The sequence below is a fragment of the Streptomyces sp. SS7 genome (genome assembly GCF_037993025.1).
Taxonomy (GTDB): domain Bacteria; phylum Actinomycetota; class Actinomycetes; order Streptomycetales; family Streptomycetaceae; genus Streptomyces.
On sequence record NZ_CP141223.1, the window covers coordinates 6,860,719 to 6,883,255 of the forward strand.

Sequence of the window (22,537 nt, forward strand, 5' to 3'; positions counted from 1 at the left end):
GCCGTCCGTCGCCGTCCGCCGATGCCGGTCAATGCCCGCCGCCGCCCTCTTCACCGCACGCAGCCGAACCGCTGCCCTCAGTGTCGTACGGGCGTACGACGGTACGGCTGAAGCGGGCGTTCCGTTCGTGCGAAGTGCCAGTTCCGGCCGTGCTGTGACCCACATCGCGCCCTGCGGAGGCAACCTCGCCCCCGGCGCACTATCGTCTTCCGGACAAAAGGAGAGTCGACGTCAGGTGAAGCGGGGATGGCCTGCGTCTCTCTCCGGGGGCGGCTCGAGCCTCATAGGGTTCGTTCAGGACACACCCACGCGACGACGCGTGGGACGCACGGGGCGGGAGGCCGACGAGGCGTGGCGAATGCGGAGCACAGTGGGCGACCGGCGGAGGCCTTCGGGGCGACGGCGGTCGGCACGGCGAGGGCGGCACGTCTGCGCGCGGCCCGTCTGGGCCTCTGGATGCTCGCGGCGGTCCTCGCCGTACGCCAGGTGGCCGTCGTCCTCGGCACCCCGCGCGGGGAACGGCTGACGGACCTGGAGACCTGGGTCGGACCGAACGGCGTCCTGCACGTCAACGGCTCGCTCTACGACTCCACGCGCTTCACGGGCACCCCTTTCGGGGGACTCGTCCTCAAGCCGCTCACCAAGGCGGCGGAACAGGCCCTCGGCTGGGGCTGGACCTTCGGCACGCTGCTCCTGGTCGCCGCCCTCGGCCTGGTGGCCGCGCGCGCCCTGCCGCAGCCGGTGAGCAGACGTACGTCCCTGCTCGCCGCGCCCGTCGCGATCAGCCTGCTCATGCTGTCGCTGCCGGTGCGCAACACCCTCTGGCTGGGCCAGACCAGCATCATCCCGGTGCTGCTGGTGCTGCTCGGCTGCTTCGTCGTACGGGGCCAGAAGGCGGGCGGCGCGCTGATCGGCGTGGCGGCCGCGCTCCAGCCCACGGTGCTGCTCTTCGCGGCCCTGCTGTGGTTCACCGGCCGCCGCCGGGCCGCCGCCGCGACCGGTGCGACGTTCGCCGGGCTCACCGCGCTCGCCTGGGCGGCGATGCCGCACGACTCGTACACCTACTGGGTGCACCACATGGCGGGGGTCGGCCTCGGCGGCAGTGCGGACGCCCTCGCCAACCAGTCCCTGCACGGCGCCCTGCTGCGCCTCGGCCTGACCGGCCCGCTGGAGATCGGCCTGTTCCTCGCGCTCGGCGCGGCCGTCGCCGTCCTCGGCGTGCGCCGGGCGGTCCGCTACGCGCGCGACGGACAGCTCCTGCTGGCGGTGGCGCTCACCGGCTGCGCGGCGATCGCGGTCTCCCCGACGACCTGGCAGCACCAGCTGCTGTGGGTGCTGCTCGCGGTGGTGGGACGCGTCGGCAAGCGCGCCTCCGACCGGTACGTCTGGCCGGTCGCCGTCGTCCTCGTCATGACCCTCCCGGCACGCATGATGCTGCCGAACATGCCGGCGCTCTACCCGCTGCGGGACAACGCTGTCCTGCTGGCGGCCATCGCCGCGGCGACGGTCGTCCCGTTCCTCTCCCGCACCTCGCCCTACTACCGCGCCCCGATCCCCACCGAGTACGCGCCCCCGGTCCCCGCACGGCTGCGCGGGGTCCCGCTGCTGCCGTTCCTCAAGCGCGTCCTGACCCGTCCGAACCTCCTCCTCGAACTGCTGCTGATCCGCGTCACCTACGCGGCCTACCAGCAGGTCCGGCTGGCGGCGACGGGCGGCTCGAACTCCGCGGGCCGGGTCCGCGCGGAGGCCCACGGCCAGCAGATCCTCGACCTCGAACGCTTCCTGCACATCGACATCGAGCACACGGTCAACCACTGGGTGGTGGGCGTCGACTGGCTCCGCGACTTCTTCGACTTCTACTACGAGTCCTTCCACTTCGTCGTCCCGCTGACCGTCCTCGCCGTCCTGTACTGGCGCCGCCCGGTCGACTACCGCTGGGCCCGCGCGTCCCTCGGCTTCGCGACCCTGCTGGCCCTGGTCGGCTTCTGGCTCTACCCGCTGGCCCCGCCGCGCCTGATGCCCGCGCTCGGCATCATCGACACGGTCCACGGCGTCCAGGACTTCTCCAAGCCCGACTACGGCACCCTCACCGCGCTGACCAACCAGTACGCGGCGATGCCGTCCCTCCACTTCGGCTGGTCCCTGTGGTGCGGGCTGGTCATCGCGATCGTCGCCCCCCGCTGGTGGATGAAGGCCCTCGGCATCCTGCACCCCTTCTTCACCGTCTCGGCGATCGTCGCGACGGGCAACCACTGGGTCCTCGACGCGGCAGGCGGCGCGGCGGTCGTCCTCGCCGGCTTCGGCCTGTCGTACGCCCTGATGGGCCCCCGCGCCCGCACGACCGACCTCCCGACCCACACGAACACGCTCCCGGCACCCAAACAACCGACCCCGAGCGGCTGACGCCTAACTGATCGTTTCAGAATGAGGTGCCCAGGCGGCGGAGGCATATGAGGCTGCAAGCCAGTTCGAGCAGGCCCTGGGGGATGGCGGCGCTGGTCACCGCCAAGAAGACATCCGGATCCTGCATCATCAAGGGTGACTCCGGCGGCCCCGTGTTCCCCGGCACGGTAGCGAGGTACCGAATGCGCCGAGTTCTTCTCGTGCCGCTGCTGGCGGTGTCCTTGACCGGATGCGCACTCCTCGGCCAGGACGCTTCGTGTCCCCAGGCCGACGCGGATTCCCAGGTCGCCGTCGTGTGGCGGCCCGCCGACTTCGGCGGCCAAGACGCGGTGAGGATCCGGCTGTGCGTGAACGGCACCTGCAAGGAACGGACATCGGGCAGCCCCGACGACCCGTTCGCGACGCTGCCGGTCCCGCTCCGCGACGACATCGGTGCGTCCATCGTGCCAGTGCAGCTCATCGCAACCTCGGTGAAGAGCGGTGACACGGTCGTCGAGGACAGCACCCGGGCCAGGCTGACGGAGCAGCATCCCGACGGCACATCCTGCTCACCCACCGTCTGGACAGCCACGTTCCGCGCCCACCCCGACAAAGGCCTCACCTCACCCAAGGGCATGAAGCTTCAGTAGTGAAGCGACTCCCCAGCTCGAAGCCGAAGTTGATGGATGACGTGACGAGTGACATCGGGGCCGGGGAGGCCGCTCTGGGTGCGACGAGCGCCGTGGATGACGGGCTGGTCGCCGGTGGGGAGAAGCCCGCCGGTGAGGGCGGCCTGCTGCAACAGTCGACCAAGCATGTGCTGGAGTCCGCCCTGGAGGGCGAGCCACTGGATCGAGAACGCCCAGGTCGGCGCGTACCCGTCCTGCGGCTCCGTCCCCGGCCGGGGACCACACGCTGGTGACCGCGAGTTCTACCTCGGCAGGTCCTGGGCCGGCACCAGCGCCGAGCACGAACGCCGCTGCGTCGTGTCGGCCCGGCTACCACAGCGACCAGGGCGGCAACCGCGTCGAGATCGCCGAAAAAAAGACCCTCCGCCGTCGCCGCCGGCGACTCCGAGAACCCGGCGGGTCCGGTCGTCGTGCTCGTGCTCGCCGGGTTCTCCGTCCTCCTCGCCCGGACTACAGCCGCTGGATGATCGTCCCCGTCGCCACCGCGCCGCCCGCGCACATCGTGATCAGGGCGAACTCCTTGTCCGTGCGCTCCAGTTCGTGCAGGGCCGTGGTGATGAGGCGGGCGCCCGTCGCGCCGACCGGGTGGCCGAGGGCGATGGCGCCGCCGTTGACGTTGACCTTGTCGAGGTTCTGGTCGAAGACCTTCGCCCAGGACAGGACGACCGAGGCGAAGGCCTCGTTGATCTCGACCAGGTCGATGTCCTTCAGTGACATGCCGGCCTTGCCGAGCACCGCCCGCGTCGCATCGATCGGGCCGTCCAGATGGAAGTGCGGGTCCGCGCCGACCAGCGTCTGCGCGACGATGCGGGCCCTCGGCTTCAGCTTCAGCGCCCTCGCCATCCGCTTCGACGCCCACATGATCGCTGCCGCGCCGTCGCTGATCTGGGAGGAGTTGCCGGCCGTGTGGACGGCGGTCGGCATGATCGGCTTGAGGCCGGCGAGGGCTTCGGCCGTCGTGTCGCGCAGGCCCTCGTCCCGGTCGACCAGGCGCCACATGCCCTGGCCGGACGCCTGTTCCTCCTCGGTGGTGGGGACCTGGACCGCGAAGGTCTCCTCCTTGAAGCGTTCCTCCGACCAGGCCACCGCCGCACGGGACTGGGACAGGAGGCCGAGCTCGTCCACCTCCTTCCTCGTCAGGCCCCGGTGGCGGGCGATGCGTTCCGCCGCCTCGAACTGGTTCGGCAGGTCGACGTTCCACTCCTCCGGGAACGGCTTGCCCGGGCCGTGCTTCGAGCCCGAGCCCAGGGGGACACGGGACATCGCCTCCACGCCGCAGCTGATGCCGACGTCGATGACGCCCGCCGCGATCATGTTCGCCGTCATGTGCGAGGCCTGCTGCGAGGAGCCGCACTGGCAGTCGACCGTCGTCGCCGGGGTCTCGTAGGGGAGGCCCATGGACAGCCAGGCCGTGCGGGCCGGGTTCATGGACTGCTCGCCGGCGTGGGTCACCGTGCCGCCGACGATCTGTTCGACCGCGTCGGCGGGGATGCCGGTGCGGCCGAGGAGCTCGCGGTAGGTCTCACCCAGGAGGTAGGCGGGGTGAAGGTTGGCCAGCGCGCCGCCGCGCTTGCCGATGGGGGTGCGGACTGCTTCCACGATCACGGGTTCGGCGGCCATGGGTGCGGATCCTCCTCCGAGGAACTAGTACGTGTTCTAGTTCTTCCGAGCAGTCTGCGGACGTGATGTGCGTCACCGCAAGGGTCTTGCAGCCTTCCGTGGTCTGAACTACCTTCTCGGCAATCTATTTCTGATGAACCGTCAGAAAAAGCTGCCCTCTGGCTGGAGCCGCCGATGCCCTGTCCAGCGCTTCCCGACGGGTTCGACTTCACCGACCCCGACCTGCTGCAACACCGTGTGCCCCTGCCGGAGTTCGCCGAGCTGCGGCGCGCCGAACCGGTCCGCTGGATCCCGCAGTCGGGCAATGCCGCCGGTTTCCAGGACGAGGGGTACTGGGCCGTCACCCGGCACGCGGACGTGAAGTACGTGTCCACGCACCCCGAGATCTTCTCCTCCTACCTCAACACCGCGATCATCCGTTTCAACGAGCACATCCAGCGGGAGTCGATCGACGCCCAGCGGTTCATCATGCTCAACATGGACCCGCCCGAACACACCCGGGTGCGGCAGATCGTGCAGCGCGGCTTCACCCCCCGCGCCATCAGGGGGCTGGAGGACCGGCTGCGGCAGCGGGCCCGGGCCATCGCCGAGGGCGCCGGCGCCCATGACGGCCCTTTCGACTTCGTCACCTCCGTCGCCTGTGAACTGCCCCTGCAGGCCATCGCCGAGCTGATCGGCATCCCCCAGGACGACCGGGCCAAGATCTTCGAGTGGTCCAACAAGATGATCGCGTACGACGATCCCGAGTACGCCATCACCGCCGAGGTGGGCCAGCAGTCCGCCGCCGAGCTGATCGCGTACGCGATGAACATGGCGGCGGAGCGGAAGCAGTGCCCGGCGCAGGACATCGTCAGCACGCTGGTGGCGGCCTCGGACGAGGGCAACCTCAACTCCGACGAGTTCGGGTTCTTCGTGCTCATGCTCGCCGTCGCGGGCAATGAGACGACCCGCAACGCGATCACGCACGGGATGCACGCCTTCCTCACCCACCCCGAGCAGTGGGAGCTGTTCAAGGAGCGCCGGCCCGGGACCGCCGCCGAGGAGATCGTGCGCTGGGCCACCCCCGTCGTCTCCTTCCAGCGCACCGCCACCCAGGACACCGAACTGGGCGGCAAGCAGATCAGGAAGGGCGACCGGGTCGGGATCTTCTACGCCTCCGCCAATCACGACCCGGAGGTGTTCGACCGGCCCGACGAGTTCGACGTGCTCCGGGACCCCAACCCCCACCTCGGGTTCGGCGGCGGCGGACCGCACTTCTGTCTGGGCAAGTCGCTCGCCGTCCTGGAGATCGACCTGATCTTCAACGCGGTCGCCGACGCCCTGCCCGGGCTGCGGCTCGTCGAGGATCCGCGCCGGCTGCGGTCGGCCTGGATCAACGGGGTGAAGGAGCTGCGGGTCAGCGCGGGCTGAGCCGGTCCAGGAAGCCGGCGATCAGCGGGGCGATCTCCGGCAGATGGGTCTCCAGCGCGAAGTGCCCGGTGTCGAACAGGTGCAGCGCGGCGTCGGGCAGGTCGCGCAGGTACGCGCGCGCCCCGGGCTCGGGGAAGAAGGGATCGTGGCGGCCCCAGAGGATCAGCGCGGGCGGGGTGTCCTTGCGCAGCCAGGCCTGCCAGCGGTCGTACCGCTCGACGTTGGAGCGGTAGTCGAAGGCCAGCGCGACCTGGGCCTCCTTGCGGCCCGGCAGGTCCAGGAAGTGCTGGTCCAGGGTCCAGCCGTCGGGTGCGATCAGCTCGGGGTCCGGCACGCCGGTCTCGTACTGGCCGCGCGTCCCGGCGAGCGTGAGCATGCCCCGTACGGCGCCCTCCGCGCCCGGCGCCCCGGGGGTGAGCGCGACGAGACCGCGGGCCGCCTCCGAGAGGCCCTCCTCGTAGGCGTTGCCGTTCTGGACGACCAGTCCGGCGATCCACTCGGGGTGGCGTTCGGCGATCCGGAAGCCGACGGGCGCGCCGAAGTCGAAGACGTACATCACGAACCGGTCCAGACCGAGGCGCCGCACGAAGCCCTCCGTGATGTCGGCCAGGCGGTCGAAGGAGTAGGTGAAGCCCTCGGGGGTCTCGGTGTGGCCGAAGCCCGGATAGTCCGGGGCGATCAGCCGGTAGTGCCCGCCGAGTACGTCGATGAGCCGGCGGAAGTGGTGGGAGCCGGACGGGAACCCGTGCAGGAGCAGGAGTGCGGGCGCGTCGGCGCGGTCCGGGACGGACTCCCGGTAGAAGACGCGGACCCCGTCCACGTCGAGGTGGCGGTGGAGCGTGCGGGCGGGAGAGACGAGCACGGCTAATCCTTCCATTGCCGGTTCACCCATTAGGTGCGACGAGGGGACCGTATCGCTCGGACGGCTAATAGGTCAACGAGGGGAGGTAGCATTAGGGGCGTGAGTGATCTCGTGCCTCTCATCGGCGAACCGCTGGCGCTGGACCTGGTCAACACCCGTTCCGCCGCGGGTGATCTGCTCGCGGGCCCGGCCGACCTGCTGGCCTGGTGGGAACGGGAGGCCGACCGGCTCCCGGAGGCGGCGCCCGCGCAGGCCGGCGCCGACGATCTGGCCGCCGTGCGCGCGGTGCGGGAGCCGCTGGCCCGGGCCCTCGACCACCTCCTGCGGGGGGAGCGGCCCCCGTCCGCCGACCTGGACGCGCTCAACCGGGCGCAGCGCGCCGCGCCCGCGATCGACGAGGCGGTGTGGGACGGGGAAGCCGTCACCCTCGTACGGCGCCGCGAGGGCTCACCGGGCCTGCGGCTGGCCGCCTGCCTCGCCGAGGACGCCGCCCGTCTGCTGGCCGACCCGGCGAGCGCCCGGATCCGCACCTGCGAGGCCGAGGACTGCGTGATGCTCTTCCTGCCCACGCACCCGCGCCGCCGCTGGTGCTCGCCCACCCGCTGCGGCAACCGGGTCCGGGTCGCCCGGCACTATCAGCGGCACAAGGCCCAGTAGGCCCGGTGGGCCCGGTGGGCCCAGGCGGTCCGACGGGGTGCGGGCCCAGGGCGGCCGGCCGCGGCGCGGGCCCGGTGGAGTCGGCGAGGGCGCGCGCTCACTCCCGTCTCCCACTCCCGGCTCTCACTCTCTCACTCCCGTCCCGACGCCAGCAGCGCCAGGACGCCGGAGGTCGCGGCCGCGAGGAGCAGGGGGAGCGCGAGGTCGTGGCGCAGGACCAGGGCCGCGCCCAGGACCGCTCCGGCGAACATGGCGATCACGGCCGCCGTACGACGGACGGTGTGGCCCCCCGGGCCGCCGCCCACGGACGACTCGGAGGCCAGGCCGGTGAGGGTCATCGTCAGGACGGTGGTCGTGGTGAGGCCGGGCACGGCGAGTTTCTGCACGACCGCGTTGCGCAGGCCCATCGCGTAGGCGGTGAGCGCGATCACCGCGTAGATCCGGACCCGGCCGTGCTCGGCGGTGACGAAGGCGACGGCCGAGGCTCCCGCCAGCAGGGCTGCCTCGACGGCGAAGGTGATCCGGGCCCGGGTGCGGCGGGAGCCGTCGCCGACCCGCCGGGCGACCCGGCCGCCCGTCGCCGCGCCCGCGAGGAAGAGGGCGAGGGAGGTCGCCGAGTGGCCGGCGGAGAAGCCGGGGGTGCCCGCGGCGGCGAAACCGAGGACGACCACGTTGCCCGTCATGTTCGCGGTGAAGACCCGGCCGAGCCCGAGATAGCTGATCGCGTCGATCAGGCCGCTCACCGCGGTCAGGATGAGCAGGACGGGGGTGAGGCGGGCGCCGCGTGCCTCGGGGTCCTTCGCGCCGGGCTCGGTGGTCACCGGCCCAGTGGACCACGCCGGTGTGGAGAAACGGCGAAGGCGGCGGCGCCCGGGATCGGGCACCGCCGCCTCAGGGGCCGGCGCTGTGTGCGGGGGTGGCTCAGTACCAGCCGTTGGCCTGCCAGAAGTTCCAGGCGGCGGCGGGGCTGCCGTAGCGGGAGTTCATGTAGTCCAGGCCCCACTTGATCTGGGTGGCGGCGTTGGTCTTCCAGTCGGAGCCGGCGGAGGCCATCTTGGAGCCGGGGAGGGCCTGGACGAGGCCGTAGGCGCCGGAGGAGGAGTTGGTGGCGCTGACGTTCCAGTTGCTCTCGTGCTGGACGATGTGGGAGAAGGCGGCGTACTGGCCGGCGTCCGGGATCATCTTGTGCGCGATCGCCTGGGCCTGGGAGGCGCTGGTCACGGTGGCCGCGTGGGCCGGTGCCGCGGTCATGGCGATGCCGGCGGTGGCGGCGGCCAGGGCGACGGTGGTGAGGGCCTTCTTCGGGCTGGCGATGCGGCGGATGACGGAGACGGACACGGAGAACCTTTTTCTTCGGGGGCATGGCGGTCGCGGTGCGCTGCGGGGTGGGCGGCCGGTGGCCTGTCCTGCTGCCTGCGTGCGTCGGCGCCGGGGTCCGTGGGCGGGTCGGTGCCGTGCGACGTCGTCCAGAGAAGCAGGGTCGGGAGCCGTCCGCAAAGACCCCTTTTGCTAGTTGTGGCCGTACTTGGGGTGAAGGCCTGTTGTGTGACCTGGCTCTCAAAGTGCAGGTCAGAGGCCCTGATGGCATGGGCATGGCATCCGATATGCCCAACTAGGGCAGGTAGTAGGTGATGTGGGTCATGTGGGGTGGTTCACCGGTCAACGGTCCGGGAACGTGACCGCGGTCTCGCACACGCTAGGTTCTGGCCATGACCACCACGGGGAGGGCGCCGGTCCCGGGCAGACTGCTCGGCTCCGGCCGGACGGCGGACGTGTACGAGATCGACGGGGCATGGGTGCTGCGCCGTGACCGGGAGGGCTGGTGCGACGCGGCCGCGGAGGCGGCGGTCATGGAGCACGTACGGCGGCACGGCTACCCCGCACCCGCCGTACGCACCGTCGCCTCGCGCACCGACCTGGTGATGGAGCGCCTGGAGGGGCCGACGATGCTCCAGGCGTTCGTGGCGGGCACGCTGGACTTCGCCACCGGGGGCACCCTCCTCGCCCGGCTGCTGCGCGCACTGCACGCCGTGCCGGGCCGCTCCCCGTCCAGGCCCGGGCTGCGCGTCCTGCACCTCGACCTCCACCCCGAGAACGTGATCCTCACCGCCGACGGCCCCCGGGTCATCGACTGGGGCACCGCGGAGGACGGGGACCCCGGCCTGGACTGGGGCATGTCCGCGGTGATCCTCGCCCAGGCCGCCGTCTCGGCCGAGCGGTACGCCGAGGCGGCCCGCGCGACCCTGACGGCGCTGCTCGCCGCCCCTTCCGGGCTCTCCGGGCCCGACTCCGGGCTGGACTCCGGGCCGGACTCCGGGCTGGACTCCGGGCCGGACTCCGGGCCGGACTCCGGGCTGGACGAGGAGGGGCTGGGGGAGGCGCTGCGGCGGCGGGCGGCGAATCCGACGATGAGCGAGCAGGAGGTCGGACTCCTGGGGGCGGCAGGGGAGCTGATCCGCGCACTGACGGCGGCCACGGGCGGGCCGGGCGGCCTTAGCGGCCATTAGCGGTCGTCAGTGGTCGCCAGCGATTGTCGACGGTCGTCAGTGGTCGTCAGCGGTCGTCGGTGGATCGGTGGTGTCGGTGGTCGTCGGTGGTCGTCAAAGGCGGGGCGTCGGACGGTCGCGCGCCAGGCGCAGTGCGGGCCGCGAGGAGCCAGGAGCCGTCGGGGGTGCGGCGCAGGGTGTCCTCGTAGTACCCGATCCCTACGGGGGCCGGGACCCGGACCGGTGCGGCGACCGGGGTCGGGTGCAGGGTCGGGTCCGGGTCCGGGCGCTTCGACAGGGCGGCGTGCGTGCGGTACGTCGTGAAGTACGAGGTGGCCGTCGCCGCGTCCGGGGAGGTCACGTCGACCCGGACGTCCGCCATCAGCCGGCGCGCGTGCCGGTCGGCGGGACGTGAGCCGAAGTGGGCGCGGAGGGCGGCGCGGCCTTTCACCAGCCGGTCGCCCTCCGGCCAGATCCAGACGCCGTCCTCGGTGAACAGCTCGGCCACGGAGCCGGGGTCGGCCGCGTCGAGACGGACGACGAGGTCGAGGAGGAGGCGTCGGCAGGCGCGTTCGGCGAGGAGCTGGGCGATGGGGTCCATGGGTGACGGCACCTGTGGGTCCGGGACGGAGGCGGGAGCACACCGTAGGCCCCCGGCGTGAACGGAACGGCTCCCTCCCGTGAACGGCACCGCCCCCGCGCGACGCAGGCCTTCCCTGGTGCCGTGACCGGAAAGGTTCACCGGCTCGCGACGCCCGGCACGGCACCTCGCCGCGTTGTCGCATCACCCGAGTACATCCCGTACACGGGCGACGCCCCGCCTCGCGATGCACCGCACCGGACGCCGCGAGCTTCCCGGCAAACCTTCCCGGTCACGGCACTAGAGGGCCATGTACGTCACCGGATCGCTCCCCGGTACCGCCTCCGCCCGCCCCAGCTTCACCAGGCGGCGCAGATGGGACTCGGCCTCCGAGACGGCGATGGTGCGGGAGCCGTAGGGGATCTGCTCCCAGGGGCGGTTCCACTCCATGCGCTCGGCGAGCTGCCAGGGGGTGAGGGGGGTGGCGAGCAGGGTGAGGAGGCCGGTGAGGCGCGTCTCGTGGTGGGCGAGCAGCTCCCCCACCCGGGACGGGGCGTCGGTGAAGGGGTGCTGGTGGGCCGGGAGGACCTCGGCGGGGGCGAGCCGGCCGACCCGTTCCAGGGAGTCGAGATAGTCGCCGAGGGGGTCGGTGACGGTGGTGTCGTCGGGGTCCTCGTAGAGCCCGATGTGCGGGCTGATCTCGGGGAGCAGGTGATCCCCGGAGAACAGCCGGCCGTGGCCCGGCAGACCGGCCGGGTGCTCCTCCTCCAGGTGGAGGCAGACATGGCCGGGGGTGTGGCCCGGCGTCCAGATCGCGCGCAGCCGGCGGCCGGGCAGTTCGAGGAGTTCGCCGGGCACGATCTCCCGGTCGGGCAGCGCGGGCGAGAGCCCGGGCAGTGTACGGCGCCGGGCCGACCGGAGCGGGGCGATGTGTTCCTCGGGCGCGCCGGCGGCGGCCAGCTTGGCCGCCATGTACGTGTACCAGCGCTCGGCGCGGGTCTCGCGCGTCCGGCGCACGATCGAGGCGTCCGCCGCGTGCATCGCCACCCATGCCCCGGACCTCTCGCGCACCTTGCCCGAGAGCCCGTGGTGATCGGGATGGTGGTGCGTGATGACGACCCCGTGCACCTCCGACACGGCCGTTCCGCAGGCGGCGAGCCCGTCGACGAGCGCGTCCATCGACGCCGGGTCGTCCCACCCCGTGTCGACCAGCACCGGCCCCCGGTCGGTGTCCACCACATAGACGAGCGTGAACCCCAGGGGATTGTCAGGGATCGGCACCCGCAGGGATCGCACCCCGCCGCCGTGATCGAACGTCGCCGCCATCTGCCCTCCGTCCCCCGGCCGATCCGTGGGCCATTGCCCACTATAACTAGAACTGGTTTCAGTGGGTGCCCAAGTCGACTGATGCTGTGGGGCGTTGGGCTGACCTGCGCTGATGTGCGCACCACCCCTGTCGTCGCTAGTCGACGTTGGTCACTGCCGGACGGCCCGGAGACGGCCCAGCCTTCGGAGCTCTCCTCGGGGGTGGTTGCTGTGCCTGGCTGCTGTAAAGGCACCGTGCCGGCGCTTACGGGCTGGTGTGCGACAGCGGTTTCAGCTGGTCGGGAACGTGAAGAGAGCCGTACGGGTTGGGATGGTTGTGAAGCGATCCTTGGCCCGTACGGCTCTTTCGCATCGTATCTGCACGGGCATCTCGCGGGATCAACTCGGGGTGCTCATCGCCGAGTTGGCGGGGCCGTGGATGGCGCGGGAGGAGTCCCGGTTGGGCGAGCGCCGGGGGCGTGAGCGTCTGCGGGCCGAAGGCGGCGGGCCCAGCCATCAGCTGGTCTTCACCGACCGGGTGATCGCGACTTTGGTGATCCTGCGGTTCCAGCTTCCGCATGCTGCTCTCGCCGTCTTCTACGGCGTGGACCGCTCGACCGTCACCCGGGCCGTCCATGAGGTCCGTCCGCTGCTGGCGGCGCGTGGCTTCGCGGTCCCCGGCGAGACGGCACTGCGCCTGCACTCGCTGGCCGACGTCTTCGCCTACGCCAGCGCGAAGGGAGTGGAGCTGCGGCTGGACGGCACCGAGGTACGAGTACGGCGTCCGAAGGCGGGCCGGCCCGGGCGCCGGGCGTTCGTGTCCGGCAAGATGCGGCAGAACACCAAGAAGGCCACCGTCATCACCGACGGACGGGGCCGCACCCTGTGGACCGGCGCGATCCGGCCCGGCCGGATGCACGATCAGACGGCGGTCAAGACCGCGGGCATCGACGCTCTCTTCGAGCAGTATCCGCAGGTCAAGGCCAAAGCCGATGCCGGATACCGGGGTCTGGCCAAGCGTTTTCCCGACCAGGTCAGCGCCCCGCCGAAGAAGCCTGCCAAGGCTGCCTGTGTCGAGGAGATCACGGCGTGGGAGGAGGCCCGCAAGCAGCAGTCCTCCGAGCGGATCTGCGTCGAGCACGCCAACGCCGAGCACAAGCAGTGGCGGACCCTCCAACGCTGGACCGGACGCCGTGAGTACTACGACGAGACCCACCTGGCCATCGCCGGCCTCGTCTCCGACCGCGCCGCGATGCGGTGATCACCCACCAGCCAACCCGCCAGGCCAACACAACCCACCCTCAGTCGCGCACGTCCTCGTTAGCCTCGAAGTATCGTGACGGTCCGCCGACGGAGTCGGTGGACCGTTTTCGTGCCGTGGGCTGAGGATGTGCAGGCCGAAGAGCCGAGTGCCGCCTCGGGATGGCGCCGGATTCCACTGCTCCGGGTGTTGAGCTGCTGTCGAAGGGACGGGGAATCCGCTGGTCAGCCGGGGTTCGGCAGGAGTGCGAGCCGTTCGAGAGCTGTGGTGATCTGGCTGCTCCAGGGCCAGTGCCGGGCCAGGCGGAGGATTCGCACACGGCCTGTGGTCACGAGCTGTCCGGCCGCGGTGAACACGGAGCCGTGGTCGGCGGGGCTCACAGAGCCTGGCCTTGCCGGTCAGGGCGAGCATCGGCATCCAGGCCAGCAGGTCGGGAGCGATCTGCACGATCTCCAGCCAGATTCGGTTCTGGGAGGTGCGGTGCAGGGGCAGGTTGCGCAGGCCGGTGGCCCGGGCGGCGCGGATGCGGTCCTCGGCCCGGGCCCGCAGTCGGTGACGGAGCTCGAGCTCGGCGATCGGCCGGCCCAAGGTGTTGGTGGCGAAGCAGGTCAGCCGCATGCCCTTCGGCCAGCCGTCCAGGACGTCGCCGGTGAGCTCGGCGACCCATGCGCCGTCGCGGATCTCGCCGTCCGCCTCGACGGCCGTCCTCCAGGCCGATGCCGGGACCTTCTCGACAGGACCCTAGACGAGTCCCATCGTTGCAGGTCAGGAGCACTCTTCGCGTTTCCGATCACCCACCGGGCACACTATGGGGCGCGAACTCTGCCGCCCCCAGCGTCACACCAGCAAGGGAAAATCCCCGCGATGACAGACGAACACGAACCTGACGGCGATCTCTACGTGCTGTGGCACGCGCGCCATCTCGCGGTGGAGCAGGACGAACGGGTCATCCATCTCGATGCGGACGGCACCATCCACCTGAACGAGGAGGAGTGGAGGATCATCGGCATCTATCCGGACCAGGCAGTCGCGGAGAGACAGCGGGAGATCTCCAGGAAGCTTCCAGGGTTCCGGGACGAACCTGATTGTTTCGAGATCGCACCCGTGATCGTGGACGAGGATGTGTGGACCCAGGGGTTCGTCACGGTGTACCCCGAAGGGCTTGGGCGAGACTGATGGACCGGACGCTCTACCTCCTGGTGCACAGGCATCACTTCGCGGACGAGCCGGGTGCTCCCACCACCGTCGACTTCATGGAAGACGGCGAACCGCTCTTCTGGGACGACAGCGAGGACAGCTTCACGTTTCTCGGCCTCTACTCGAGCCAGCAACGGGCGGAACAACGCATCGAGCAGGCGCGCACCCTACCCGGATTCAGGGACCATCCCAACGGCTTCCACGTGTACGAGTACACCGTGGGTCAAACCCACTGGGCCGCAGGATTCCTCGTCGGCGAACAAACCAATGGCTGAGCAGGCATCACCGCCTCCAGCCGCGATTCTCCTCGATGGTCCGCCGACTCCGTAGCAGGACCGAACCGGCCTGCGCGGCCGTCCGGCGGCCGTCTCCCTGGGCACGGACGCGCAACTACTACCCGGTAGGCTCCGTCACCCGGAAAGGCTCTTTCCCCTGCAGTCGACAGGACCCTCAGCAAATCAACGACGCACTTGCTAGATGGGATGTATCACTTCCAGACCCGCACTATGCAATTCCCGGCCTGGATATTTCGTGAGGTCGGAGGAGTCTCAATATTGCCGAGTCAGTTTGCGGGGTGCCGTCCATCGTTTCAGGAGGGCGCCCTGTGCAATCCTCGCGTTGATGGAAGTCGGCTGTCTTGTTATCCGCAGATCCTCGGCGCCTCCTTCGGTGATGAATCGTACGATCAGTTCAACCTGTGGGCCCGCGTTCTCGACGTCCCTGTCGCCCTGACACAACGCTCATACGGCGCATCGGGTGAACTGACGTTCACCATCGACGACGACCGCATGTGTCCGGCGAACAACGGGACGTGGCTCCTCCGCACCGATGGTGCCGCGGTGACCTGCGCTGCCACTGACCAGTGGATGCGCCCCGACGGAGAGCCGGTGACCAGGCTCCTGTACTTCACTGGCACTGAGGGCGGAGCGGTCTGGCGCAACGCCTTCAACGCGCACGCCTGGAAGCCTGCGCTCGCCGCGGCGGGAGTGATCCCCAAGCCCGGGCCGGGGGAGAGGTGCAAGGAGGCCCGCGAAGACGGCATGCACGCGCTGCGGCACTTCTGCGCCTCGGTGCTCCCCGACTCCAGGCAGAGCATCCAGGGTCCTGGGCGCCTGCCTCGGGCACGCCGATGCCGGGTCGGGTTCTCGCTCCGTACCTACACCCACCTCTCACGCCGAGCAGCGAGACGCGTACGCGGAAGGCCGTCGACGAGATGTACCGGACGGGCCGTAAGCCCCCGACGGCCCCCTGACGGCCCCCGGCTTTCGCACCCGCCCCTGATCATCGGGAAACCGCTGGTCAGGGGCATTCCCGTCCTGTCCGTGGACTACTTTAACCAGAACTGGTATCAGTTTCTGAAACACCGTCAGAAATGATGCGGACGAAGGCAGTGGCCATGGCTGAGCTCGTGGAACACGGAAAGCTGTTCATCGGCGGAGAGTTGACGGACCCCCTGGGCGATGCCGTCATCGAGGTGATCTCGCCGCACACCGAGGAGGTCATCGGGCGGGTGCCGCACGCCTCCGCGGCCGATGTGGACCGGGCCGTCGCCGTCGCGCGGCGGGCGTTCGACGAGGGGCCCTGGTCGCGGCTCTCCCTCGACGAGCGGATCGCGGTCGTCGCCCGGATCAAGGACGGCATCGCGATGCGCCACGAGGAGATCGCCCGCGTGATCTCCTCCGAGAACGGCTCACCGTACTCCTGGAGCGTCCTCGCCCAGGCCCTCGGCGCGATGATGGTCTGGGACGCGGCGATCACCGTCGCCCGGGACTTCACCTACGAGGAGCGCCGCGACGGTGTGCTCGGGAAGATCCTCGTACGGCGTGAGCCGGTGGGCGTGGTCGCGGCCGTCGTCCCCTGGAACGTCCCCCAGTTCGTCGCCGCCGCCAAGCTCGCTCCCGCGCTGCTCACCGGCTGCTCGGTGATCCTCAAGCCGTCGCCGGAGTCACCGCTGGACGCCTATCTGCTCGCGGACATCGCGCGGGAGGCCGGACTGCCGGAGGGGGTGCTGTCGATCCTGCCGGCGGACCGTGAGACCAGCGAGTACCTGGTCGGTCACCCCGGTGTCGACAAGGTCTCCTTCACCGGCTCCGTCGCGGCCGGCAAGCGGGTCATGGAGGTGGCCGCGCGCAACCTCACCCGCGTCACGCTGGAACTCGGCGGCAAGTCGGCCGCGATCGTGCTGCCGGACGCCGACCTGGAGTCCGCGGTGGCCGGGATCGTCCCGGCCGCCTGGATGAACAACGGACAGGCCTGTGTGGCCCAGACCCGCATCCTGCTGCCGCGCTCGCGCTACGACGAGTTCGCCGACGCCTTCGCCGCCGCCGCGAGCGCCCTCGTCGTCGGCGACCCGATGGACCCGGCCACCCAGGTGGGCCCCCTGGTCGCCGAGCGCCAGCAGCGCCGCAACCTCGACTACATCCGCATCGGCCAGGAGGAGGGCGCCAAGGTCCTCACCGGCGGCGGCCGTCCGGCGGGCCTGGACCGCGGCTGGTACGTCGAGCCGACCCTCTTCGGTGACGTCGACAACTCCATGCGGATCGCCCGCGAGGAGATCTTCGGCCCGGTGATCTGCCTGCTCCCCTACGGCGACGAGTCCGAGGCGCTGAAGATCGCCAACGACTCCGACTACGGGCTGAGCGGCAGCGTGTGGACGGCCGACGTGGCGCACGGCATCGAGGTCGCCCGCCAGGTCCGTACGGGGACGTATTCCGTCAACACCTTCAGCCTCGACATGCTAGGCCCGTTCGGCGGCTACAAGAACAGCGGACTGGGGCGCGAGTTCGGGCCCGAGGGCTTCGGCGAGTACCTCGAGCACAAGATGATCCACCTGCCGGCGGGCTGGGAGGGCTGAGAGGGTCATGGGGGACCGCTGGCACGTGGAGGTCGACCGCTCGCTGTGCATCGGCTCGGCCCAGTGCATCCACCACGCCCCGGACGGCTTCCGCCTGGACACCGCCCGCCAGTCCCACCCGCTCGCCCCGGACGCGGACGCGAACGAGCGGGTGCTGACGGCGGCGGAGAGCTGCCCGGTGGAGGCGATCGCCATCACCCTGCTCGACAGCGGGGAGGCGGTGTTCCCGCCGGAGGACTGAGGCCTGAGACCTCTGAGGCCCTCGGTGAGGAAAAAATCTTTCCTTTAGGGGGTTCCATCCGGTTTGAGACGTTTTATTCTGGTAGTGGCCTACGAGGCGAGTGAGGGAGTCCGACCGGAGTAGCCGACCGCAGCGAGACGCGAAGGCATCCGCTGAGGCCGACGTCGACGGTAGGGCTGAGAGGCCGAAAGGCAGCAGTCGGGCCGGACGGCGACCCCCAATACCTGATCCGGGCAATACCGGCGAAGGGAACCCGTCTCGTAGGTTTTTCGCGTCCCGGTTCTTCGCGCCCCGGTCCCGGTTCTTCGCGTCCCGTACCGTGCGGTCGTGACCGAGGACGAGCACAGCGCGGCGGACATCCGGATCGTCGAGGGCGTTGAAGCCGTGCGCCGTAGGCCCGGCATGTACTTCGGCGTCGGCCTGGACAGCCCGCACCTGCCGACTCGGGCGTTCGAGCAGGTGGTGGGCTGGTCGCTGCATCCGGCCGCGCGGGTCGCGCCCGTGCACGCCCTGCGCGTCGAGGCCGAGATCCTCGGCGACCTCGCTTTCCGGGTGGTCGACGACGCGTCGGAGGCCCTGCGGGAGGACGGCACGCCCCGCCTCGGCTTCGGTTCGCTCATCGGCCCCGACCGCTGGTGCGGCTGGGCCGTCTCCGCCCTGAGCGCTCGTACCGTCATCGAGGTCTGGCGCGACGGCCGTGGGCTGCGGCAGGAGTTGACGGGTGGCCGGCCGCTCGCCGAGCCGGAGCGGTTCGCGCCGCCGGCCGGGGCGGGGACCAGGACCGAGTGGGAGCTCGACGAGGCGTTCCTCGCCCCCGGCGCCGCGATCACCGCAGCCCTGGGCTCACTGGACCTGCACGGCTCGGCGTGCGCGCAGTCCGACGGGCCGGTCCGTCTTCTCCTGCGTGATCTGCGCCGAGCAGCCTGACCCGGGGGATCAGGCCGACGGGCGGTCCGGGTCCGTCACGTCGATCAGGCGGCACACCGTCTCGATGTCGATCCGTACCTGGGCGATCGAGGCCCGGCCCGAGAGCCAGGTGATCAGGGCCGAGTGCCACGTGTGCTCGATGACGCGGACCGCCGAGAGCTGCTCGGGCGTCGGGTCGGTCAGGCCCATCGCGTCGAGGATGATCGCCGTCGTCTGCCGGGACACCTGGTCGACCTCGGGGGAGACGCTGCGGTCGGCGAAGGTCAGCGCGCGCACCATCGCGTCGGCCAGATGCGGCTCGCGCTGGAGCGCGCGGAAGGCGCGCATCAGGGTCTCCGCGACCCGCTCCGCCGGACGCTCCCCGGACGGCGGCTTCTTGCGGAGCGTGCCGTGCATGTGGTCCAGCTGGTCCTGCATCGTGGCGACCAGCAGATGCACCTTGGAGGGGAAGTACCGGTACAGCGTCCCCAGGGCGACCTGCGAGGACTCCGCGACCTCCCGCATCTGCACCGCGTCGAAACCGCCCCGGCTGGCGAGCTGCGCGCTCGCGTGCAGAATGCGTCGGCGGCGGGCCTGCTGCCGCTCCGTGAGGGGGGAGGAGGCGGGGCGCTGGGTGGAGTCTTCCGCAGGCATGGGTCCCGTTCCGTGACAGTCGGTGAGGCTCCGTGATCACACAGCATGGCAGGGCCGCCGGAGCGCGGTGAGCCGTGGCGGGAATCACCTGATCCACTTCTCCCGGCACCCCTACCAGCCGGTAGATTCGTAGCCTCCCGAACGATCAACTCTGAAACTTGTTCTAGGTTAGCGTCTCGTCGTAATGTCGCGGGACAGCGCAGGCAGAAGGGGGCCCGGAGTGACTGCTGAGGCCAGTCAGGCGGGGGCCCGGCGTGACCTCGCCGCTGACGGCGGGCGACCGCTCGACATTGCGCTCCTCACCTACAAGGGGAACCCGTTCTGCGGCGGCCAGGGCGTCTACGTACGGCACCTGTCGCGTGAACTGGTCCGGCTCGGCCACCGGGTCGAGGTCATCGGCTCACAGCCGTACCCCGTCCTCGACGAGGGCCACGACGGCCTGACCCTCACCGAGCTGCCCAGCCTCGACCTCTACCGCTCCCCGGACCCCTTCCGGACCCCCGGACGCGACGAGTACCGGGACTGGATCGACGCCCTGGAAGTCGCCACCATGTGGACCGGCGGCTTCCCCGAGCCGCTCACCTTCTCCCTGCGCGCCCGCCGCCATCTGCGCGCCCGTCGCGGCGAGTTCGACGTCGTGCACGACAACCAGACCCTCGGCTACGGCCTGTTGGGCGACGTCGGCGCACCCCTCGTCACCACCATCCACCACCCCATCACCGTCGACCGCCGGTTGGAGCTCGACGCCGCCGAGGGATGGCAGCGCCGCTACTCCGTACGGCGCTGGTACGCCTTCACCCGGATGCAGAAGCGCGTCGCCCGCCGGCTGCCCTCCGTGCTCACCGTCTCCGGCACCTCCCGCCAGGAGATCGTCGACCACCTCGGCGTCCGCGACGACCGGATCCACGTCGTCCACATCGGCGCCGACACCGACCTGTTCTCCCCCGACCCGTCCGTGCCCGTCGTACCCGGCCGCATCGTCACGACCTCCAGCGCCGACGTCCCCCTCAAGGGGCTCGTCCACCTCGTCGACGCCCTGGCCAAGGTCCGCACCGAGTACGCCGACGCCCACCTCGTCGTCGTCGGCAAGCGCCCCACCGAAGGGCCCGTCGCCCAGAGCATCGAACGCTACGGCCTCGAAGGCGCCGTCGAGTTCGTCAAGGGCATCTCCGACGCCGAACTCGTCGACCTGGTGCGCTCGGCACAGGTCGCCTGCGTGCCCTCCCTCTACGAAGGCTTCAGCCTGCCCGCCGCCGAGGCCATGGCCACCGGCACCCCGCTCCTCGCCACCACCGGCGGCGCCATCCCCGAGGTCGCCGGACGCGACGGCGAGACCTGCCTCGCCGTACCCCCCGGCGACGCGGGAGCGCTCGCGGCGGGCCTCGGCCGCCTCCTCGGCGACGCCGACCTGCGCACCCGGCTCGGCGCCGCCGGACGCGAACGCGTGCTCGCGAACTTCACCTGGGCCAGGGCCGCCGAGGGAACCGTGGCCCGCTACCGCGAGGCGATAGCCGGGGGCGCCCGCCGCCCGACGACCGCCGTGCCCGAAGATGTGGACGTCGTAAACCGAGCATCCGATCGCGAAAGCAGGGCCACGTGCTGACCGTCGACTTCTCCCGGTTCCCGCTCGCGCCGGGCGACCGAGTCCTGGACCTCGGCTGCGGGGCCGGACGCCACGCCTTCGAGTGCTACCGGCGCGGCGCCCAGGTCGTGGCCCTCGACCAGAACGGTGAGGAGATCCGCGAGGTCGCCAAGTGGTTCGCCGCGATGAAGGAGGCCGGCGAGGCCCCCGAGGGCGCCACCGCCACCGCCATGGAGGGCGACGCCCTGGCCCTGCCCTTCCCCGACGAGTCCTTCGACGTCGTCATCATCTCCGAGGTCATGGAACACATCCCCGACGACAAGGGGGTCCTCGCCGAGATGGTCCGGGTGCTCAAGCCCGGCGGCCGCATCGCCATCACCGTGCCCCGCTACGGCCCGGAGAAGGTCTGCTGGACCCTCTCCGACGCCTACCACGAGGTCGAGGGCGGCCACATCCGCATCTACAAGGCGGACGAACTCCTCGGCAAGATCCGCGAGGCGGGACTCAAGCCGTACGGCACCCACCACGCCCACGCGCTGCACTCACCGTACTGGTGGCTGAAGTGCGCGTTCGGCGTCGACAACGACAAAGCCCTGCCGGTACGCGCGTACCACCAGCTCCTGGTCTGGGACATCATGAAGAAGCCGCTGGCCACCCGGGTCGCCGAACAGGCGCTCAACCCGCTCATCGGCAAGAGCTTCGTCGCCTACGCGACCAAGCCGCACCTGCCCCGCACCGACGTCGAGGCGGCCACCCCGTGACGACCCCCCGGACAGAACACCTCGTCCTGCCCGGGGTCCTCACCGCCGAGCAGGCCGCCGCGACCGTCGCCGGCATCCTCGCCGTACAGCGGGAGGACGGCGCGATCCCGTGGTTCCGCGGCCACCACCTCGACCCGTGGGACCACACCGAGGCCGCCATGGCCCTGGACGCGGCCGGTGAGCACGAGGCCGCCGAACGCGCCTACCTGTGGCTCGCCCGGCACCAGAACGAGGACGGCTCCTGGTACGCCGCCTACGCCGACGGCGCCCACGACGACGTCACCGACCCCGGCCGCGAATCCAACTTCGTCGCCTACATCGCCGTCGGCGTCTGGCACCACTACCTCTCCACCGGCGACGACACCTTCCTCGACCGCATGTGGCCGGCCGTCTACGCGGCTGTCGAATGGGTGCTGCGACTCCAGCAGCCCGGCGGACAGATCGGCTGGCGGCAGGACGACGACGGCACCCCCACCGCCGACGCACTGCTCACCGGGTCCTCCTCGATCCACCAGGCCCTGCGCTGCGCCCTGGCCATCGCCGAACAGCGCGAGGAGGCCCAGCCGGACTGGGAACTCGCCGCGGGCTCACTGCGGCACGCCATACGGCGCCACCCCGAGCGGTTCCTCGACAAGGACCGCTACTCCATGGACTGGTACTACCCGGTGCTGGGCGGCGCGTTGACCGGGGCGGAGGCCAAGTCCCGCATAGAGCAGGACTGGGAGCGGTTCGTCGTGCCCGGACTCGGCGTGCGGTGCGTCGTGCCCAACCCGTGGGTGACGGGCGGGGAGTCGGCCGAACTCGCCCTGGCGCTGTGGGCGGTGGGCGAGTCCGACCGGGCACTGGAGATCCTCCAGTCCATCCAGCACCTGCGCGACCCGGAATCGGGGCTCTACTGGACCGGGTTCGTCTTCGACGACCGGGCGATATGGCCCCAGGAACTGACCACCTGGACCGCCGGGTTGCTGCTGCTCGCGGTGGCCGCGCTGGGCGGACACGAGGCCACCTGTGCGGTGTTCGGCGGAGAGCAACTGCCCTGGGGGCTCGAGACGGACTGCTGCGGCTGACCCGTTCGTCGGGGGGCGCGCAC

At 70.8% G+C, this 22,537-nt stretch carries 23 protein-coding genes, 1 pseudogene and 1 riboswitch; of the genes and pseudogenes, 16 read left to right on the forward strand and 8 right to left on the reverse strand.

Going from position 1 to position 22,537, the window contains the following annotated elements; genetic code table 11:
* Window positions 1-351 precede the first annotated feature (351 nt).
* The 3 genes from U5640_RS31555 (at window position 352) to U5640_RS31565 (ending at window position 3,304) form a co-directional block, all read left to right on the forward strand.
* A complete protein-coding gene (locus tag U5640_RS31555) occupies window positions 352-2,403 on the forward strand; it encodes a bifunctional glycosyltransferase 87/phosphatase PAP2 family protein (protein ID WP_340380104.1) in 2,052 nt (683 codons plus the stop codon).
* An 83-nt stretch (window positions 2,404-2,486) separates the two neighbouring features.
* The gene (locus U5640_RS31560; RefSeq protein WP_340380106.1) at window positions 2,487-3,032 is read left to right on the forward strand and encodes a hypothetical protein; all 546 of its coding nucleotides are present in this window, start codon (window positions 2,487-2,489) and stop codon (window positions 3,030-3,032) included.
* A gap of 41 nt (window positions 3,033-3,073) precedes the next feature.
* Window positions 3,074-3,304 (forward strand): hypothetical protein, encoded by a 231-nt coding sequence (locus tag U5640_RS31565; protein WP_340380108.1) that lies wholly within the window; start codon window positions 3,074-3,076, stop codon window positions 3,302-3,304.
* A 217-nt stretch (window positions 3,305-3,521) separates the two neighbouring features.
* On the opposite strand, the gene U5640_RS31570 is transcribed toward U5640_RS31565, so the two are convergent.
* Complete coding sequence (locus U5640_RS31570; RefSeq protein WP_340380110.1) at window positions 3,522-4,691, reverse strand: steroid 3-ketoacyl-CoA thiolase; 1,170 nt, start codon at window positions 4,689-4,691, stop codon at window positions 3,522-3,524.
* A gap of 174 nt (window positions 4,692-4,865) precedes the next feature.
* On the opposite strand from U5640_RS31570, the gene U5640_RS31575 reads away from it, so the two are divergent.
* On the forward strand, window positions 4,866-6,101 hold the full coding sequence (locus U5640_RS31575) for a cytochrome P450 (RefSeq protein ID WP_340380112.1): 1,236 nt from the start codon (window positions 4,866-4,868) through the stop codon (window positions 6,099-6,101).
* On the opposite strand, the gene U5640_RS31580 is transcribed toward U5640_RS31575, so the two are convergent.
* Window positions 6,088-6,963 carry an alpha/beta hydrolase gene (locus U5640_RS31580; protein WP_340380114.1) on the reverse strand — a complete coding sequence of 292 codons (876 nt, stop codon included), beginning with the start codon at window positions 6,961-6,963 and terminating at the stop codon, window positions 6,088-6,090. The genes U5640_RS31575 and U5640_RS31580 overlap by 14 nt on opposite strands.
* Window positions 6,964-7,062: 99 nt before the next feature.
* Between U5640_RS31580 and U5640_RS31585 the strand changes: the two genes are divergently transcribed.
* On the forward strand, window positions 7,063-7,620 hold the full coding sequence (locus tag U5640_RS31585) for an ABATE domain-containing protein (protein ID WP_340380116.1): 558 nt from the start codon (window positions 7,063-7,065) through the stop codon (window positions 7,618-7,620).
* 131 nt (window positions 7,621-7,751) lie between these two features.
* Here the strand turns inward: U5640_RS31585 and U5640_RS31590 are convergent, their stop codons facing one another.
* Both U5640_RS31590 and U5640_RS31595 read right to left on the reverse strand, forming a co-directional pair.
* Window positions 7,752-8,441: a YoaK family protein gene (locus U5640_RS31590; protein ID WP_340380118.1), complete on the reverse strand. Its 690-nt coding sequence runs from the start codon at window positions 8,439-8,441 to the stop codon at window positions 7,752-7,754.
* Between the two features lie 100 nt (window positions 8,442-8,541).
* On the reverse strand, window positions 8,542-8,958 hold the full coding sequence (locus tag U5640_RS31595) for a transglycosylase SLT domain-containing protein (RefSeq protein ID WP_340373865.1): 417 nt from the start codon (window positions 8,956-8,958) through the stop codon (window positions 8,542-8,544).
* 371 nt (window positions 8,959-9,329) lie between these two features.
* Between U5640_RS31595 and U5640_RS31600 the strand changes: the two genes are divergently transcribed.
* Window positions 9,330-10,127 (forward strand): phosphotransferase, encoded by a 798-nt coding sequence (locus U5640_RS31600; RefSeq protein ID WP_340380120.1) that lies wholly within the window; start codon window positions 9,330-9,332, stop codon window positions 10,125-10,127.
* Between the two features lie 46 nt (window positions 10,128-10,173).
* Here U5640_RS31600 and U5640_RS31605 read toward each other — a convergent pair whose 3' ends face one another.
* Together U5640_RS31605 and U5640_RS31610 are read right to left on the reverse strand one after the other, a co-directional pair.
* Window positions 10,174-10,707, reverse strand: a complete 534-nt coding sequence (locus U5640_RS31605; protein ID WP_340380122.1) for a nuclear transport factor 2 family protein — start codon at window positions 10,705-10,707, stop codon at window positions 10,174-10,176.
* Between the two features lie 279 nt (window positions 10,708-10,986).
* The gene (locus U5640_RS31610; protein ID WP_340380124.1) at window positions 10,987-12,012 is read right to left on the reverse strand and encodes an MBL fold metallo-hydrolase; all 1,026 of its coding nucleotides are present in this window, start codon (window positions 12,010-12,012) and stop codon (window positions 10,987-10,989) included.
* Between the two features lie 310 nt (window positions 12,013-12,322).
* Between U5640_RS31610 and U5640_RS31615 the strand changes: the two genes are divergently transcribed.
* On the forward strand, window positions 12,323-13,252 hold the full coding sequence (locus U5640_RS31615; protein WP_340380126.1) for a transposase family protein: 930 nt from the start codon (window positions 12,323-12,325) through the stop codon (window positions 13,250-13,252).
* A 224-nt stretch (window positions 13,253-13,476) separates the two neighbouring features.
* Here U5640_RS31615 and U5640_RS31620 read toward each other — a convergent pair.
* Window positions 13,477-13,987: pseudogene (locus tag U5640_RS31620) on the reverse strand (transposase); the annotation flags it as partial.
* Window positions 13,988-14,116: 129 nt separating this feature from the next.
* Here U5640_RS31620 and U5640_RS31625 point away from each other — a divergent pair.
* From U5640_RS31625 to U5640_RS31650, 6 genes are all read left to right on the forward strand, one after another.
* Window positions 14,117-14,428 carry a hypothetical protein gene (locus U5640_RS31625; RefSeq protein WP_340380128.1) on the forward strand — a complete coding sequence of 104 codons (312 nt, stop codon included), beginning with the start codon at window positions 14,117-14,119 and terminating at the stop codon, window positions 14,426-14,428.
* On the forward strand, window positions 14,428-14,724 hold the full coding sequence (locus U5640_RS31630; RefSeq protein WP_340380130.1) for a hypothetical protein: 297 nt from the start codon (window positions 14,428-14,430) through the stop codon (window positions 14,722-14,724). Before U5640_RS31625 ends, U5640_RS31630 begins: the two co-directional genes overlap by 1 nt.
* 231 nt (window positions 14,725-14,955) lie before the next feature.
* Entirely contained in the window at window positions 14,956-15,825 is an 870-nt protein-coding gene (locus U5640_RS31635) for a sterol carrier protein domain-containing protein (RefSeq protein WP_340385451.1), read from the forward strand.
* Between the two features lie 20 nt (window positions 15,826-15,845).
* Window positions 15,846-17,303, forward strand: coding sequence for an aldehyde dehydrogenase (locus U5640_RS31640; protein WP_340380132.1), 1,458 nt, complete (start codon window positions 15,846-15,848; stop codon window positions 17,301-17,303).
* Between the two features lie 7 nt (window positions 17,304-17,310).
* The gene (locus tag U5640_RS31645) at window positions 17,311-17,544 is read left to right on the forward strand and encodes a ferredoxin (protein WP_067244763.1); all 234 of its coding nucleotides are present in this window, start codon (window positions 17,311-17,313) and stop codon (window positions 17,542-17,544) included.
* Between the two features lie 92 nt (window positions 17,545-17,636).
* Window positions 17,637-17,812, forward strand: a riboswitch (TPP riboswitch).
* Between the two features lie 59 nt (window positions 17,813-17,871).
* On the forward strand, window positions 17,872-18,471 hold the full coding sequence (locus tag U5640_RS31650) for a hypothetical protein (RefSeq protein ID WP_340380136.1): 600 nt from the start codon (window positions 17,872-17,874) through the stop codon (window positions 18,469-18,471).
* A gap of 9 nt (window positions 18,472-18,480) precedes the next feature.
* Here U5640_RS31650 and U5640_RS31655 read toward each other — a convergent pair whose 3' ends face one another.
* Window positions 18,481-19,104 (reverse strand): TetR family transcriptional regulator, encoded by a 624-nt coding sequence (locus U5640_RS31655; protein ID WP_340380138.1) that lies wholly within the window; start codon window positions 19,102-19,104, stop codon window positions 18,481-18,483.
* Between the two features lie 220 nt (window positions 19,105-19,324).
* Between U5640_RS31655 and U5640_RS31660 the strand changes: the two genes are divergently transcribed.
* From U5640_RS31660 to U5640_RS31670, 3 genes are read left to right on the forward strand one after another with little or no spacing between them, the layout of a single operon-like run.
* Window positions 19,325-20,707, forward strand: a complete 1,383-nt coding sequence (locus U5640_RS31660; protein ID WP_340380140.1) for a glycosyltransferase family 4 protein — start codon at window positions 19,325-19,327, stop codon at window positions 20,705-20,707.
* Complete coding sequence (locus tag U5640_RS31665) at window positions 20,701-21,447, forward strand: class I SAM-dependent methyltransferase (RefSeq protein ID WP_340380142.1); 747 nt, start codon at window positions 20,701-20,703, stop codon at window positions 21,445-21,447. The genes U5640_RS31660 and U5640_RS31665 overlap by 7 nt, the downstream gene beginning before the upstream one ends.
* A complete protein-coding gene (locus U5640_RS31670) occupies window positions 21,444-22,514 on the forward strand; it encodes a prenyltransferase (RefSeq protein WP_340380144.1) in 1,071 nt (356 codons plus the stop codon). Before U5640_RS31665 ends, U5640_RS31670 begins: the two co-directional genes overlap by 4 nt.
* Window positions 22,515-22,537: the final 23 nt, after the last annotated feature.